We start from the raw sequence: 16,362 nt of genomic DNA, 5'->3' as shown, positions 1-16,362 counted from the left end.
AAGATGATACGTTCCACATTTACCCTATCCCTGCTGGCGTTGACCGCCTTCGCCGGCGCGGGCGCCATGTCCGGCTGCAGCCGCTTGCAAGCCGCTCCAGGCGCACCGCCACCGGTTCCTACCGTGGTCGTGGCGCAACCCGAGCGCTCAATGGTGCAGGACACCATGGACTACACTGGCCGCATCGAGCCGTCGCAGCGCGTCGAAGTGCGCTCGCGCGTCTCCGGTTATCTGCAGCGAATCGTCTTTCGCGATGGCCAGCGGGTCAAGGCAGGCGACCCGTTGTTCGTGATCGACCCCCGTCCGTTCGTCGCCGTGCGCGACCGGGCGCAGGCCGCCCTTGCCCAGGCCAGGGCGCGCGAGAAGCTGGCTGCCGCCCAGTACGAGCGTAGCGAAAAACTGCGGCGCACCGGTGCGGACAGCCAGGAAGAACTGGAGCGCGCGCGCGGCGAATACGAAAGCGCGCACGCCGCAGTCCTGCTCAGCCAGGCGGAACTGAGAAGCGCGGAGCTGGAACTGTCCTTCACCACCGTGCGCGCGCCGATCGCCGGTACCGTCTCGGACCGCCGCGTCGACGTCGGCAACTACGTGACCGGCGCCTCGGCCCAGTCGGGTGTCCTGACCACACTCGTCGCCCACGATCCGGTGCGCGCCGTGGTCGACCTGGCGGAGAGCGACTTCCAGCGTCTGCGCCATCTCGACAAGCTGCCCGGCAAGGTCGAGCTGACGCTTGGGCGCGGCGTGGCGGTCCAGGCGGCAGCCGTCGATTTCGTCGACAACGAAATCAGCGCCCGCTCGGGCACCGTGCGCCTGCGCGCCAGTCTGCCCAATGCGGACCGCGCCGTCATGCCCGGCAGTTTCGCGCGCATGCGCATTCCCGTGGGCGGGCCCCAGGAACGCCTTCTGGTACCCGGGTCCGCCGTGCTAAGCGACCAGGACAAGAAAATGGTCTTTGTCGTCGATGCCGACAGCAAGGTCGCTCCGCGCAAGCTGGTGCTGGGCCGCCTGGTGGGAGACAAACAGGTGGTGGTGTCGGGCCTGGCGCCTGACGAACGCGTGATCGTTTCCGGCGCCGCCAAGGTGCGGCCGGGTGACCACGTCAAGGTGGCACAAGCTGCCGCCGCTGGCACGTAAGGGAGCCCACCATGCGCTTTTCCGATTTTTTCATCCGGCGGCCGGTGTTTGCCATCGTGTTGTCGGTCCTCATCACCCTAGCCGGACTGGTGGCTGCCGGCCGCCTGCCGATTTCCGAATTTCCCGCAATCGTGCCGCCCACGGTGACCGTCAAGGCCAACTATCCCGGCGCCTCGGCCCAGGAAATCGCCGATACCGTGGCGGCTCCCATCGAGCAGGAGCTTAACGGCGTGGATGGCATGCTGTATCTGTCGTCGCAGTCGATCGGCGACGGCAAGCTGACCATCAACGTGGTGTTCAAGCCGGGAGTGGATGTCGACCAGGCCCAGTCGCTGGTGCAGAACCGCGTGGCGATTGCCGAGTCGCGCCTTCCGGACGCGGTACGGCGCCTCGGACTGTCGGTCAAGAAGACATCGCCCGACCTGCTGTTGGTGCTGTTGCTCGATTCGCCGAACGGTACCCGCGACCAGCAGTACATCTCGAACTACATCAGCACCCGCGTCAGGGACCGGCTGGCCCGGATCGAAGGCGTGGGCGACATAAACAGCCGCGGCGCGCGTGACTTCTCCATGCGCATCTGGCTCGATCCTGCCCGCGTGGCGTCGCTCGGCCTGACCGCGCCCGAAGTTATCGCCGCGGTACGGCAGGCCAATTCGCAGGTGGCGGCCGGGGTGCTGAACCAGCCGCCGGTCGATGGCGACGGTGCCTTCCAGGTGCAGGTGCAGGCGCAAAGCCGCCTGCGCGACGTGGCCGAATTCGAGGCAATCGTCGTGGCCTCCCATCCAGACGGCGGGCTGGTGCGCCTTCGCGACGTGGCCCGCGTCGAGATGGGCGCGCAGGATTATACGGAGAGCGGCTTCGTCGACAACCGTACGGCCGTCGCGTTGAGCATCACCCAACTACCTGGTTCGAATGCCCTGGCCACCAGCAAACAGATCATGGCCGAGATGGAGCGAATGAAGGCCGAGTTCCCCGAGGACTTGGTGTACCACTCGTACTACAATCCGAGCGAGTTCATACGCAACTCGATCGACAAGGTGCGCGACACCATCTTCGAGGCGGCCCTGCTGGTCAGCCTGGCGATGCTGGTGTTCCTCGGTTCCTGGCGCGCCGCAATCATTCCCATCCTGGCCATTCCGGTGTCGCTGGTTGGCAGCTTCACGGTGCTGTCCGCCCTCGGCTATTCGCTCAACACGCTGTCCTTGTTCGGCCTCGTGCTGGCGATCGGCATCGTGGTCGACGACGCCATCGTGGTGGTGGAAAACGTCGAGCGCCACATGGAGACGGGAATGAGCCCCCTGCAGGCGGCGCAGCGCAGCATGAGCGAAGTCGGCTTTGCGCTGATCGCCATCGCGCTGGTGCTGGTCGCCGTGTTTGTTCCCACCGCCTTTATCGACGGCATTTCAGGCATGTTTTACCGCCAGTTTGCCGTGACGATCGCCGCCTCCACCCTGATTTCGGCGTTGGTGTCGCTGACCCTGTCGCCGGCACTGGCGGCGCTGCTGCTCAAGCCCCGGCATGGCAGCCGCAGCCTGGGCGCGCGCTGGATGGTCGTGTTCGACCGTGTGTTTTCCAGGCTGACCGGGCGCTATGTTCGCCTGACGACCCTGACCCTGTCGCGCCGCTGGCTGATGCTGCCGGTGTATCTGGGCCTGCTTGCGCTTACCGTCTGGCGTTTGGACATCACCCCGACCGGCTTCGTGCCTCAGCTCGACCGGGGCTACGCGATCGTCTCGGTCCAGCTGCCGCCCGGCTCGACCCTGGCGCGCACCACCGAGGTGGCGCGCGATGCCAGTGCGCGCCTGATGAGCCATCCGGGCGTGGCCCATACGGCCGCATTCGTCGGCACCGACGGGGCCACCTTCACCTCCGCGCCGAACGCGGCCGTGATCTTCACCATGTTCAAGGATTTCGGCGAGCGCGCCAGCGTCGACCTGGATGGCCCGGCCATGCTGGCCGCCCTGCGCGGCAAGCTGGCGCCGATCAGCGAAGCGCGCGTGATGGTGATTCCGCCGCCGTCCGTACCCGGTATCGGCACCGGCGGCGGCTTCAAGCTGCAGGTACGCGATACGAGCGATCAGGGAGCGCAGGCCCTGCAGAAGGTCGTCCGCGGTCTCGTCGAGGAAGCAAACAAGCTGCCTTCGGTGGCCAACGCGTTCACCCCGTTCAATGCCATGACCCCGCAGATCAAGGTCGACCTGGACCGCACCAAGGCCGAGTACCTGGGCGTGCCGCTGTCCAGGGCCAACGAGACCCTGCAAAGCTATATGGCGCCGGTGTTCGTCAACGACATGAACCTAATGGGGCGGGTCTGGCGCGTTACCGCCCAGGCCGATGCGCCATACCGGCAGGGAATCGAGGATCTGGCCGCGCTCAAGACCCGCGCCGTCAGCGGCGCCATGGTTCCCTTGGGCAGCCTAGCAAGCTTTACCCAGGAAACGGCACCGTTCCGTGTGCCACGCTACAACCTGTATCCAAGCGCTGAAATCCAGGGCGCCACCAAGCCCGGGTTCTCGACCGGTCAAACCATCGCTTCGATGGAAAAGCTGCTCAAGGAACGCCTGCCGGCCGGGTTCGACTACGAATGGACCGAGCTGGCCCTGCAGGAGAAGCAGGCCGGCGGCAGCACCGCCGGCGTGCTCGCCCTGTCCGTGCTGTGCGTCTACCTGCTGCTTGCCGCCCTGTTCGAGAGCTGGCTGTTGCCGCTCTCGGTGGTGCTGATCGTGCCTGCCTGCGTGCTGGCCGCACTGTTGGGCGTGTCCTGGCGCAGCATGGACAATAACGTGCTGACCCAGATCAGCATCGTAGTACTGATCGGCCTGGCCGCCAAGAACGCCATTCTGATCGTCGAGTTCGCCAGGCAGTCGATGGCGGCCGGGGCTGACCGCCGCGACGCGGCAATCGCTGCGGCCCGCACCCGTCTTCGCCCGATCCTGATGACGTCCCTCGCCTTCCTGCTGGGCGCCTTGCCGCTGATGCTGTCGACCGGTCCGGGCGCCGAAATGCGCCAGTCGATGGGAACGGCGGTATTTGCCGGCATGGTCGGGGTGACCTTGTCGGGATTGTTGTTCACGCCGCTGCTGTTCACAATATTGGCGCGCCGCAGCGCGCCGGCGCTGCTAGCGGCACCCGTAGAGGGGGAATCCGCATGAAACGACATATCGCAATCTGCATGGCCCGGCCCGCTGCGCCGATGCTGGTCAGCTTGCTGCTGCTGACTGCGTGTGCGTCAAGCGGGCCTCAAAAGAGAGTGCCTGACGCGGCACATCTGTCCGCGCTGCCGTCGGGCATTGGCGCGGACGGCGTGCAGGCTGGGGCGGCGCCGGCGCTGTGGTGGCGCGAACTGGGCGACGCCGACCTGGAGCAGCTGGTGCAACGCGCCTGGCACGACAACCACGACCTGCGAATCGCTGCCGCCCGGCTGGACGCTGCCGGCGAGTACGCCGTGGCTGCGCGTGCGTCGCGCTGGCCCTCGTTCGAATTGCAGGCGCAGGGCGGGCGCGCGCGGGCCTCTGCCATCGAAACGCATGACGGCCGTTCGCGGGTGGCCGAGCCGGTCCAGTGGGACGCACTGCTGAGCTGGGAGCTGGATCTGTTCGGCCGTGTGCGTCAAAGCATCGCTGTGGCGCAGGCGTCGGTCGACGAGCAGGCGGCGCTGCGCGACGATGTGCGCCGCCTGATCCTGGCCGAAGTCGTCTATGCCTATGTGGAGCTGCGTGGAGCTCAGCAACTTCAGGCAAGCCTGCGCGAGCAGCTCGACAACCAAGCCGGCACGGTCAGGCTGGTGCGCGAACGCGAACAGGCTGGACGCGCGGCCCCGGCCGAACGCATGCGCGCAGAAGCCCAGATGCGCCTGGCCGGTGCGCGCTTGCCCAGCCTGGCGACCCAGGAACGGGCCGCGCGTAACCGCCTGGCCACGTTGACCGGTCAGCGGCTCGACGCATCGGAGATCGCGGCGCTCGACCGTTCGGCCCCGCTTGCGCTGCCCCGGGCGCTGGTGACGGACGAACCGGCGCGCCTGCTGCTGCGCCGTCCGGATCTGCGCGCTGCGGAACGGGCACTGGCGGCAGCGGAAGCGCGGGAAGGCATGGCCCTGGCGGACCGCTTCCCCCGCGTCAGCCTGGCGGCGCTGTTTGGCGCGTCGGGCGTCGCCGGGGACTGGACCGGAGGCGATAACAGGCGCTGGCAAGGCGGCGCCGCTTTGGGACTGCCCCTGTTCGACGGAGGCGCCCGGCGCGCCCGCGTGCGCGCCGCCGGCGCCGAGGTAGAGGCGGCGCGCGCTGGCTACGAAAAAGTGCTGGCGTTCGCGCTCGAAGATGCTGACAACGCGATCTCCCGCTGGTCCCAGCTTCGTCGCCGTCATGCCGAGCTCGAGCAAGCGCATGAGCTGGGACAGGAAAGCGCGCGGCTGGCGCGCTTGCGTTATCAGGAAGGCGGAGAGAGTCTGTTGGGCGTTCTCGAAGCCGAGCGCATTGCGTTGGCCACGCAGGAGGAATTGATAAGCGCCCAGCGCGATCTTGCTATTGCGACTGCGCGCAGCTACGTGGCCATGGCCGGTGGGTTTGACCTGCCCTGAGCCTGATGAATGCTGTCGCATTGACGATGTGAAGGAACCGTTCGGGTGAGCCTGTTGGTGCTTGACTGCTCTATCCGAATGTCTGCAATGGGTCCAGCCTGTGTAAAAGCTCGCCAGCTGGTTCTGTAAGCGAATTTGTACCACTCACTGCGGCGTGGCTATCGGCAGCGGCCAGCTTCGTACGCCAAGTATGAAAGCTGGCTGTCGACACTGCTTCACCACGGCAAAAGGCGGCAATACTCTTTTCGCTTTTCGCTTTTCGCTTTTCGCTTTTCACTTTGCGCTTGCCGAAGCAAGAGGCGTCGCCACGCCGATTCCTTGGAGATATGAGGTTCCAGATTGTCCGTGTTCGGCTACGTATTGTTGAACTCGGAACAGATTGTGCCCAGCTGCGAAACCGAAAGATACAACGCTGCTCAGGAACCGCTTACGTTCTCGTAATACAATCCCGCAGCACCGACGGTATTTCGACGTGTTCTACTCACTCGCTGCACGTTCTAACCCGCTCTATCCCCTTTCACTTCGTCATATCGACGAGAGCGAGACTTCCACCTTGAAGCCACCACGAGTAGCCGGATAGCAACAAACTACCAGCAAAGCGGCGATGCGTAGGAGACTAGGGTCCACCTGTTGAGCGACGCTTCTCGCCAAGCCCTGGTATCGCTCCGCCCCCTACAAGCGCCGGAGCTCTTTGATACTCTGCAACTACACACCAAATGCGGCTCTCAAGTACCGCGGTTTTTATGCCGTACTACTGAGTTACCATAGGCCACAGAGCACTTGACCTCTGCAAGAGCTGTCGAAGATTCGTCCGTTCGCGGACGGAATGTATAACGGCTTCCATAGCGCTATCGATTCTGGCCTTGACGCAGGTCAAACGCTTGGCTGACGCAGTCCATACGATGGCGCCAGAAGGTGACGCATGGACAACATCACGACGCTGAAGGCACAGGCGGCTGTAAAAGCCATGCTCATGCTACTCAACGAGCTTGACCGGCTATTTGGAATAAACTGACGTCACGCACTTATGATCGGGCCTTCGCATCTCTGGCATAGGGCCGGCAGTCTACCGGCACGTCGATCAGAAACGTCGTCCCCATTTCGGGGGAACTATCGACCGTTACGCTGCCTCCATGACTTTCCGCCACGGCTTTCACAAATTGTAAACCAATGCCCCAGCCTGGCCGGGACGCGGCTTCGCCCTCACGCGTCAGGTAGTCGAAGATACGGTTGTGGCGATCTTCGGGAATAGGGTTCCCCTCATTGTGGACGCTGAGCATCAGGCGCCCACGAGCCTCTCGCGCCATAATCCGGACGACCATATTGTCACCGTATTTGATCGCATTGTTGATAAGGTTTTCCAGGGCCCGCCTCATTGAGCCGCGACACCAATGGCCTATGACCGTCTCGCCGACCGCCTCGAATTGAATCTCCTGTCCCCCCTTGCGGCTCTCGCAGTATTGTTCGCGCATTTCGTTGACCAAGTCAAAGGCGTTAAAGCGCGAGAGAGAGAGAGGCACTGTCGCGCCCGTGTGCATGGTAAGGGCGTCGAGCAGCTCGCCCATCATATCGTCGAGTCGTTGCGTGTTAGACTCGATTTTCTGGGCGGCCTTGCGCGCCATCTCCAGGGTGGGTGCGACGGAAATGAGCTGGGCGCTGTTGGCGATCACCGAAAGGGGCGTACGCATATCGTGCGACAATGCTGCAGCCATCTTGCTCCGCAGTTCGTCCTGGATGGCCGCGAAGGCTCGAACCGCCTCGCGGGTCGCTCGGTTGATCGAGCGATCGATGATTCTCCAATCGGCCGCGTCCAGCTCCACGCGACCCTCGGCCACATCGCTGATCGCCTCGCGGAAGAGGTGATATTCATGAACGACCTGGTCCGGACCGAACTGGGTCAGACGCGCTCGCTCGCTGCCATGTGCGGTCGATGCGTTATTGTCGCTTGCGCCGTCCTTGCGTGGATGGGCGGGGCTGAGGGCCTCAGCGATGTTGTCGTAGAAGGCCGGGAGGGTGTTGGTCAACACAGGGCCAAGCAACTCGCGTGCACCTTCGACGCGCGCACGAACCTCGCGCTCCCAGCGGTCCATGACGGTGTCACGCAGGGAACTGAATTGCAGGGCCTTTGAAGATAGACCGCGCCCATTGATGTTTTGATCTGTCGCCAGAGGCATTCGACACTTTCGGAGAAAGCGGAGCCAACGTCGGCGGCGTTTGGGGGCGCGTTGGCAGAGCCGCGCGTCATGGGACGCGGAAAGCCGTCGCGGGATCTAGGCGATCGACTGGCAAAGATTGCCAGCACACATTGTATCAACTGGAAGCCATTGCTGCCACTCAATTGGTCCGCTGTTGCATCACTGTCATCGAACGACCGATGTGGAGAGGGAGTTGCCGAACTCTGGACTGCAGCAACATGAGCCTGTCCGATATTCTGTGTGTATCGGGGGTTATGAAATAATGCCGCAAGGACTGAATCGCCCCGGGTTTGTAGAGGCCTCATTGTTTGAGAGAATAGAGCCATGAAGAAGCCGCCAAATACTCCCCTGGAGTCATCACGCGCCATGCGTATGGTTGGCGAAGCAGGGCAGCGATCGGATCTATAGCGGCCAAGATCGGCTGCACACCAGAGACGCTACGGCGCTGGTGCGGCAGCAAGAGCGCGACAACGGCCAGCGCCCAGGCCCGACTATTGCTGACGAAGAACGCATCAAAGCGTTGGAGCGAGAAAATGCGAGCTGCGCAAGACGAACGAGATCTTGCGTCTGGCGAGTGCATTTTCGCCCAGGCGGAGCTCGATCGCCGCTTCAAGCCGTGAGGGCATTCATCGATCAGTACCGCCACGCATACGGCGTCGAGTCGATCTGCCAAGTAATGCAGATCGCGCCGTCCGGCTACTGGCGATACGCGACGCAACAACGTAATCCGGGCTTGCGCTGCGCACGAGCCCGGTGCGATGACATATTGAGTACCGAGATCGAACGGGTATGGCAGGCAAATCTGCAGGTCTACGGAGCTGGCAAAGTCTGGCGCCAACTGCGCTGCGAGGGACCGATGTGGCCCGCTGCACGGTGGAGCGCTTGATGCGCAAGGCCGGCCTGCGTCGCGTCATGCGCAGCAAGGCTGTACGCACAACGGTTGTTGATGCAAAGGCACCATGTCCACTTGATCGGGTCCATCGCCAATTCAAGGCGCAGCGGCGAACCAACTGTGGGTCAGCGATTTCACCTATGTCTCGACGTGGCAAGGCTTTGTCTATGTCGCCTTCGTCATTGACGTCTTCGCCCGGCGCATCGTTGGCTGGCGCGTTAGCAGCTCGATGCGCACTGACTTCGTTCTCGATGCGCTCGAACAGGCGCTGTACGCGCGTCAGCCAGAGCGAAACGCGTTGGTCCACCACAGCGACAGGGGCTCGCAATATGTGTCGATCAAGTATAGCGAGCGCTTGGCAGAAGCCGGTATCGAGCCGACTGTGGGCAGCAAGGGGGACAGCTATGATAATGCCTTGGCCGAGACCATCAATGGGCTCTACAAGGCTGAATTGATCCACCGCCGTGCTCCTTGGAAAACACGAGAGGCCGTCGAACTGGCCACGCTGGAATTGGTGTCTTGGTTCAATCACCACCGCTTGCTCGAACCGCTCGGCTATATACCCCCAGAGGAAGCTGAGGCAAACTATTACGCGCAACTGAGCAGTCAGGCTATCCCGGCTTGACTCACACTAACCGGCCTCCACGAAAGCCGGGGCGATTCACTCTGCTTGCGCTGCACCACTACGCCTGGCAGAACAACGTACCGATTCCTCGGTTCCTCATGCTGGACCAGCCGAGACAGGTATATTTTCCCTCACAGACCGCCTATGAGTCGGTCGCGGGCGATGCCAAACGAGTGCGATCCGTTGATGTCGACCTAGCTGCAGCAAAGCGACTCTTCGAGACGCTGTTGAACTACACCAGGGTACTCGTACCCGGCTTCCAGCTCATCGTGACGGAACATGCCAATTTCGCTGAGGACTGGTTCCAGGAAGCGCTCGTCGAAGAACCGTGGATGGATCCCGCCGGCGTTGGTACCAAAGATTGGCCAAGCTGGGGTTTGTAACGTCGCGGTGTTTTTCCTCGCGGGAAGGGGGCAGGAACTTCCGTCGTGAAAAGCTGACCAACCTTGCTGGCTTTGTTTGGACATGCGTTGAAAGCAACGCAGCGCCCATCGTTATCCCCGCAGATAACGATGGGGGGCCATCGGTCAGGTGTTTCAGTGCTCAGGATGGGGAGGCCGTTAAGCTCTCCAAGCATTTGACTAACATAATCTACAATTTGACTAACCTAATCTAGGTTTGACAAACATAATCTTGATTTGTCAATTCGAGCCTGGCAAACCTCAACCATTACTCCACCGTAACCGACTTCGCCAGATTACGTGGCTTGTCCACATCCGTCCCGCGCGCCAGCGCCGTGTGATACGCGAGCAGTTGCAGCGAAACGACGTGCAGGATCGGCGACAGGCAGCCGTAGTGTTCCGGCAAGCGGATGACGTGCAGGCCTTCGCCCGAGGTGATGCGCGAGTCGACGTCGGCGAAGACGTACAGGTGGCCGCCGCGGGCGCGCACTTCCTGCATGTTCGACTTCAGTTTTTCGATTAGCGCGTCGTTCGGGGCGATCGTGACAACCGGCATCTCTTCCGTCACCAGCGCCAGCGGGCCGTGCTTCAGCTCACCTGCTGGATACGCTTCGGCGTGGATGTACGAGATTTCCTTCAGCTTCAGCGCGCCTTCCAGGGCGATCGGGTAGTGCATGCCGCGGCCCAGGAACAGCGCATTTTCCTTGCGGGCGAATTCCTCGGCCCAGGCGATGATCTGCGGTTCCAGCGCCAGCACGGCGGTGATGGCCGACGGCAGGTGACGCATGGCCTTCATGTGCGCCGTTTCTTCTTCCTCCGACAGGCGGCCGTTCACTTGCGCCAGGGTCAAGGTCAGCAGGAACAGCGCGGCCAGCTGCGTCGTGAATGCCTTGGTGGAGGCCACGCCTACTTCGACGCCGGCGCGGGTGATGTAGGCCAGCTTGCACTCGCGCACCATGGCGCTGGTGGCGACGTTGCAGATCGTCAGCGTGTGTTCCATGCCCAGCGAGCGGGCGTGCTTCAGCGCGGCGATCGTGTCGGCCGTTTCACCGGACTGGGAGATCGTGACGACCAGCGTGTCCGGATGCGGCACGCTGTCGCGGTAGCGGTATTCGCTGGCGATTTCCACGCTGACCGGTACTTTTGCAATGGATTCGATCCAGTACTTCGCCGTCAGGCCGGCGTAGTAGCTCGTGCCGCAGGCCAGGATCAGCACGCGGTCGATCTGCTTGAAGACCTTGTAGGCTTCGTCGCCGAACAGCTCGGGCATGATGCCGATGACGCCTTCCAGCGTATCGCCCACGACGCGGGGCTGCTCGAAGATCTCTTTCTGCATGAAGTGGCGGTACGGGCCCAGCTCGGCTGCGCCCGTGTGGGCGTGTACTGTCTTGACTTCGCGCTCGACCTGGCGGCCGTCGACGTCGACGATCCATGCACGGCCCAGTTGGAGGTCGACGACGTCGCCTTCTTCCAGGTAAATGATCTGGTCTGTCGTGCCGGCCAGCGCCATCGCGTCGGAAGCCACGAAGTTCTCGCCCTTGCCCAGGCCGACGATCAGTGGCGAGCCCTGGCGGGCGGCCACGACACGGTGCGGCTCCTCGCGGCAGAAGACAGCAATCGCGTACGCACCGTGCAGGCGCTTGACGGCCTGCTGGACGGTGTCGAACAGGTCGCCGTTGTACATGTGCTCGACAAGGTGGGCGATCACTTCGGTATCCGTCTGGCTCTGGAACACATAGCCCAAGCCCTGCAGCTCGGCGCGCAGCTCGTCGTGGTTTTCAATGATGCCGTTGTGCACCAGACCGATACGGGCGTTCTCGTCGCTGGGCGAGAAGTGCGGATGGGCGTTGTGCGATGCCGGTGCGCCGTGCGTGGCCCAGCGGGTGTGGGCGATGCCCGTGAAACCTTGCAGACCGACTTCGTCCATCTGCTTTTCCAGGTCCGCCACGCGTGACGTGCTGCGCGAACGCTGCAGTTTGCCGTCCACGTGCAACGCCACGCCGCAGGAATCGTAGCCGCGGTATTCCAGACGCTTCAGGCCTTCGATCAGGATGGGAGTGATATTACGCTGCGCTACCGCGCCGACAATGCCGCACATGATGACCTCATCAATTAAATGTTGTGATGACGACATCGTAGAGCAGTGAGGACGAAATATGCTTTCTAAATGATGTAGAATATGAAGGAATATTTCATGTCAGATTGATGACGAAATATTCTTTCGAAATTACTGTAAAAATTTTATGAACTCGTTAGCTACCGGCTTGGATGATGTCGATCGACGCATTTTGAATGCCCTGCAGATGAACACCGCGCTTACCAATGCTGAGCTGGCGCAACTGGTGCACGTGTCGGCACCCACCTGTTTGCGCCGAGTCAAGGCCTTGCGCGACAGTGGCGTCATCGCCCGCGAAGTAGCAATTGTCGCGCCCGAAAAGGTTGGCGCGCAGCTCACTGCCATTGTCGAGATCACGCTGAACGTGCAGGCAGCAGATCGGATGAGCGAGTTTGAAGCGCACGTGGCGCAGGAGCCCGCGGTACTGCAATGCTACCGGGTTTCGCCTGGCCCCGATTTCGTGCTGGTTGTGCAGGTGGCGGATATGCCGGCCTATCACGCCCTGGCGCACCGGCTGTTCACCAGCCATGCCAACGTACGCAACGTGAAGGCCTATTTCTCGACGTTTCGCAGCAAATTCGAGACGCGCATTGCCGTGTAACCGCATAGTTATCCCTGCATTAGCCACAGCAATTCCACAACAACTCCACAGTCAAATCACAGCTTGCCCACAGGGTTTACAGCGGGTTGTACACGGGCTTATCCACTGCATTGACACGGGTTGTGCGCAGCTTTTCCCAGGCTTATACGTAACTGCCCACAGGGTTTTGCACATTGTTATTCACAGCCGCCAGCAAGTTTCCGACAGCGTGGTGAGCCTGGCGACGCGTCAAGTGATCGGTCGCTAGCATGGCTTCGGCGGCCCATCCTGGCGGCGTTCCCGCGCCCCTGCACCCATCCATCATGCCCCATCCCGCAAGGCATCCTGCTCAAGTGAACCGGGCAATGGCAACGGCGGAAGGAGCCGTGACTGCTTCGGCCCTGTCGACGCCTCGCCATCGATCTGAAATTCCCGGCCCGAACACGGCCGGTCCGACGCGACAGGCTCACACCACTCGGCCGAGGCTGACGGAGCTGCCGCTTGAGCCGGGCAGGAACCGAAGGCCACACGGTCAGTTGCCGCCAATGACGCCGATCGGCCACGAAAAAGATGCCGCATTCCTGGACCTGGAGCACTGCCAGTAAACGCGGCAATGCTAACGCATGGCATGTGGAAAAGTCGCCTATTCACAGCTTATCGAACGTTTCTCCACAGCGTTATGCACTGTTATGGAGGGCCTGAACAGGCGCTCAAAAACGGCCATACAGACCAATCCACCGATTCTACACCGGATATCAACGCTGTTACCAACAACCTTATCCCCAACTGGAGCAAGCGCGCTCAATTGCAAAGCAATCCAGCTCCCATATACAGTTCTGCACTGCTTACGCACCGCTTGTTCTGCCGCTTACCCACAAAGTTCTCCACAAGCAGCGGCTCCGCCCTGCGGCTAGAATGGCGCATGAACTACCTTGCACATATCTATCTGGCCCGCCACAGCGACGCGGCAATGGTGGGCGCCATGCTGGGCGACTTCGTCAAGGCCAATGACGTGGACAACTATCCCGCAGCGCTCGCTCGCGAAATCACGCTGCACCGGCATATCGACAGCTACACGGACAGCCATCCTGTCGTGCTGGCGTCGAAGGAGTTGTTCAGGGAAGGCCGCCGCCGCTATGCCGGCATCGTGCTGGATATCTTTTACGATCACCTGCTGAGCCAGCAGTGGGAGCGCTACTGCGACATGCCGCGCGAAGCGCTGATTGCGCGGTTTTACGAGGCGCTGGCGACGCACGAGCCACTACTGCCCGCACGGTTGCGGGAAATGTTGCCTTATCTGATCAGGCAGGACTGGCTGGGGGGCTATGCGCACTTCGACGGCGTAGCGGACACCGTGGCGCGGGTCTCCCGGCGACTGAGCCGCAACGGCCACCTGCTGCGCGAGGGAATCGACGATCTGGTCGCCAACCGAGAGACGATCGCGACGGGATTCGGCCAGTTCTTCCCGGACCTGATCGCCTTTGCAGGCGGGCGCCGGGAGGAACTGGCCACGACGGACAACTAGGTAGCAGCCAAGTTACTTCTTCACCTTGACAGGGCGCGTCCAGCCTTCGATGGTCAGCTGCTTGGGCCGCGAGATCGTCAGCTTGCCGGCCGGGGCGTTTTTCGTCAGCGTCGTGCCGGCACCCAACGTAGCGCCGGCGCCCACGGTGACAGGCGCAACGAGCTGGCTGTCGCTGCCGATAAAGGCATCGTCTTCGATCACGGTACGGAACTTGTTGGCGCCGTCGTAATTGCACGTGATCGTACCGGCGCCGATATTGACGCGCGAGCCGATGGTGGCGTCGCCTATGTAGGCCAGGTGATTCGCCTTGCTGTGCGCAGCGACCTGGCTGTTCTTGATCTCGACAAAGTTGCCCACGTGGACATCTTCGCCCAGTTCGGTGCCGGGACGCAGGCGCGCGTACGGGCCGATGATGGATGCCGGGCCAACGACCGCTTCCTCGATATGGCAAAACGGCTTGATCTGCGCGCGGGCAGCAACGGTAGCGTTGACCAGCACGCTGTGGGCGCCGACCGTGACGCCGTCCGCCAGCGTCACTTTCCCTTCGAACACGCAGCCGACGTCGATCGTCACGTCGCGGCCGCACACCAGCTCGCCGCGGATGTCGATGCGGGCCGGGTCCATCACCGTCACACCTTTTTCCAGCAGCGCCTGCGCCAGGTTGTTCTGGTGGATGCGCTCCAGCTGGGCCAGCTGCACCTTGCTGTTTACGCCCAGCACTTCCCACTCGGCCGCCGGATGGGCCGAGACGACCTCGACGCCGTCCGCCACGGCCTGCGCGACGATATCGGTCAGGTAATACTCGCCCTGGGCGTTATTGTTCTGCAGCCGGCCCAGCCAGGCTTTCAGGTGCGCCGTCGGGATGCACATGATGCCGGAATTGATCTCGCGGATCTGCCGTTCCTCGGCACTGGCATCCTTTTCCTCGACAATGCGCACGATCCGGCCGTTTTCGCGGACGATGCGGCCCAAGCCGAAGGGATCTTCCTGAACCACCGTCAGGATGCCCAGCTTGTCCTGTCCGGCGGCGTCCACCAGCGCGCGCAGCGACGCCGCGCTCGTCAGCGGCACGTCGCCGTACAGCACCAGCGTGGGGGCGCCGTCGTCCAGCACGGGCAGCGCCTGCATGACGGCGTGGCCGGTACCCAGTTGCGGCTCCTGCAATGCGGCGGAGATATCGATGCCGCCGCGCGCCTTGTGGCTGTCCAGTGAAGCGAGCACCGCGGCGCCACCGTGCCCGTAGATCACGCATAATTTAGCCGGTGCAAGGCTGCGCGCAGTATCGATAACGTGCGACAGCAAGGGCTTGCCGGCCAGGGGGTGCAGCACTTTTGGCAGCGCGGATTGCATGCGTTTGCCCATGCCGGCAGCGAGGATGACAACGTTCATATGGCCGAAGGTCCGAAAGTTATAAATATGCAAAAGTTTAGCACGCAAACTTTCCGTACGTGGTGCGTCCTGGCGGCACTGGTTCTGGTGGCCGCCTGCAGTTCGCTCAAGCTTGCCTATAACAACGGCGACACGCTGCTGTACTGGTGGCTCGACAATTACGTCGACTTCGAAGACGGTCAACGTGACGAGGTCAAGAAGGATATCGACAACCTGTTCCGCTGGCACCGCAAGACACAGCTGCAGGACTATATCCAGGTGCTGCAGAAGGCGCAGCGCCAGTTGCAGGGCAATCCGACGCCCGCCGAGCTGCTGGCCGACTACAACGACGTGCGCGCCCGCACCCAGGCGCTGCTGCTGAAGGCGGCGCCGGACATCGCGGACCTGGCCCTGTCGCTCAAGCCCGAACAGCTGGCGCAAATGGAAAAGAAATTCGCCAAGAACAATGCGGAATTTCGCAAGAAAAACATGAAGGGCGACAGGGACGACCAGAACCAGTACCGCTACAAGAAATCGATGGAGCAGTTCACGCTGTGGTTCGGTAATTTCAGCAACGAGCAGGAGGCGATCATCCGCCAGGCGTCGGACGCACGCCCGCTCGACAACAATATCTGGCTCGATGAACGGATGCGCCGGCAGCGCGCCGTGCTGGCACTGGCGCGCCGCATCATGGAAGAAAAGCCCAGCCGCGAACAGGCGACGGCGCAGATCCAGACATTGATCCGCGACAGCTTCAGCCGTCTCGACAATTCGGAGCGCAAGCCGTTCTTCGACGCCTATACAAACAGCACGATCGAGCTGGTGCATACGGTCATCCGCATCGCCACGCCGGAACAGAAGGCACACGCGCAGAAACGCATGCAGGGCTGGATCCAGGACTTCTCGACGCTGGCGGCCGAGACAAAATAGCGTAAAAAAACCGGTGACAG

11 protein-coding genes, 1 pseudogene and 1 other annotated feature are annotated in these 16,362 nt (G+C 62.3%); of the genes and pseudogenes, 8 read left to right on the top strand and 4 right to left on the bottom strand.

Going from position 1 to position 16,362, the window contains the following annotated elements:
- Positions 1-3 precede the first annotated feature (3 nt).
- From E1742_RS16040 to E1742_RS16030, 3 genes are read left to right on the top strand one after another with little or no spacing between them, the layout of a single operon-like run.
- Positions 4-1,134: an efflux RND transporter periplasmic adaptor subunit gene (locus tag E1742_RS16040; RefSeq protein ID WP_134385990.1), complete on the top strand. Its 1,131-nt coding sequence runs from the start codon at positions 4-6 to the stop codon at positions 1,132-1,134.
- Between the two features lie 11 nt (positions 1,135-1,145).
- A complete protein-coding gene (locus E1742_RS16035) occupies positions 1,146-4,286 on the top strand; it encodes an efflux RND transporter permease subunit (protein ID WP_134385989.1) in 3,141 nt (1,046 codons plus the stop codon).
- The gene (locus E1742_RS16030; protein ID WP_134385988.1) at positions 4,283-5,710 is read left to right on the top strand and encodes an efflux transporter outer membrane subunit; all 1,428 of its coding nucleotides are present in this window, start codon (positions 4,283-4,285) and stop codon (positions 5,708-5,710) included. Before E1742_RS16035 ends, E1742_RS16030 begins: the two co-directional genes overlap by 4 nt.
- A 70-nt stretch (positions 5,711-5,780) precedes the next feature.
- Here the strand turns inward: E1742_RS16030 and tnpA are convergent, their stop codons facing one another.
- Positions 5,781-5,987, bottom strand: coding sequence for an IS66 family insertion sequence element accessory protein TnpA (gene tnpA, locus E1742_RS27475; protein ID WP_443094114.1), 207 nt, complete (start codon positions 5,985-5,987; stop codon positions 5,781-5,783).
- A gap of 748 nt (positions 5,988-6,735) precedes the next feature.
- Positions 6,736-7,884, bottom strand: coding sequence for a sensor histidine kinase (locus tag E1742_RS16025; RefSeq protein ID WP_134385987.1), 1,149 nt, complete (start codon positions 7,882-7,884; stop codon positions 6,736-6,738).
- A 377-nt stretch (positions 7,885-8,261) separates the two neighbouring features.
- Between E1742_RS16025 and E1742_RS16020 the strand changes: the two are divergent.
- Both E1742_RS16020 and E1742_RS16015 read left to right on the top strand, forming a co-directional pair.
- Positions 8,262-9,422, top strand: a pseudogene (locus tag E1742_RS16020) (IS3 family transposase).
- Positions 8,481-8,596: a sequence feature (AL1L pseudoknot), on the top strand. It overlaps the preceding pseudogene by 116 nt.
- Positions 9,419-9,805 (top strand): DUF3732 domain-containing protein, encoded by a 387-nt coding sequence (locus tag E1742_RS16015; RefSeq protein WP_134385986.1) that lies wholly within the window; start codon positions 9,419-9,421, stop codon positions 9,803-9,805. Before E1742_RS16020 ends, E1742_RS16015 begins: the two are co-directional and overlap by 4 nt.
- Positions 9,806-10,091: 286 nt before the next feature.
- Here the strand turns inward: E1742_RS16015 and glmS are convergent, their stop codons facing one another.
- A complete protein-coding gene (gene glmS / locus E1742_RS16010) occupies positions 10,092-11,921 on the bottom strand; it encodes a glutamine--fructose-6-phosphate transaminase (isomerizing) (protein ID WP_134385985.1) in 1,830 nt (609 codons plus the stop codon).
- Between the two features lie 145 nt (positions 11,922-12,066).
- On the opposite strand from glmS, the gene E1742_RS16005 reads away from it, so the two are divergent.
- Entirely contained in the window at positions 12,067-12,540 is a 474-nt protein-coding gene (locus E1742_RS16005; protein ID WP_134385984.1) for an Lrp/AsnC family transcriptional regulator, read from the top strand.
- A gap of 901 nt (positions 12,541-13,441) precedes the next feature.
- Positions 13,442-14,044 carry an acyl carrier protein phosphodiesterase gene (locus tag E1742_RS16000; protein ID WP_166793500.1) on the top strand — a complete coding sequence of 201 codons (603 nt, stop codon included), beginning with the start codon at positions 13,442-13,444 and terminating at the stop codon, positions 14,042-14,044.
- A gap of 12 nt (positions 14,045-14,056) precedes the next feature.
- Here the strand turns inward: E1742_RS16000 and glmU are convergent, their stop codons facing one another.
- Positions 14,057-15,433: a bifunctional UDP-N-acetylglucosamine diphosphorylase/glucosamine-1-phosphate N-acetyltransferase GlmU gene (gene glmU, locus E1742_RS15995; protein WP_134385982.1), complete on the bottom strand. Its 1,377-nt coding sequence runs from the start codon at positions 15,431-15,433 to the stop codon at positions 14,057-14,059.
- Positions 15,434-15,460: 27 nt separating this feature from the next.
- Here glmU and E1742_RS15990 point away from each other — a divergent pair, with 27 nt between their 5' ends.
- Positions 15,461-16,342: a DUF6279 family lipoprotein gene (locus E1742_RS15990; RefSeq protein ID WP_134385981.1), complete on the top strand. Its 882-nt coding sequence runs from the start codon at positions 15,461-15,463 to the stop codon at positions 16,340-16,342.
- Positions 16,343-16,362 lie beyond the last annotated feature (20 nt).

Source organism: Pseudoduganella plicata (genome assembly GCF_004421005.1).
Taxonomy (GTDB): domain Bacteria; phylum Pseudomonadota; class Gammaproteobacteria; order Burkholderiales; family Burkholderiaceae_D; genus Rugamonas; species Rugamonas plicata.
The sequence above is the reverse complement of the archived record's forward strand: the minus strand, read 5'-3'. Positions and strand labels throughout refer to the sequence as shown.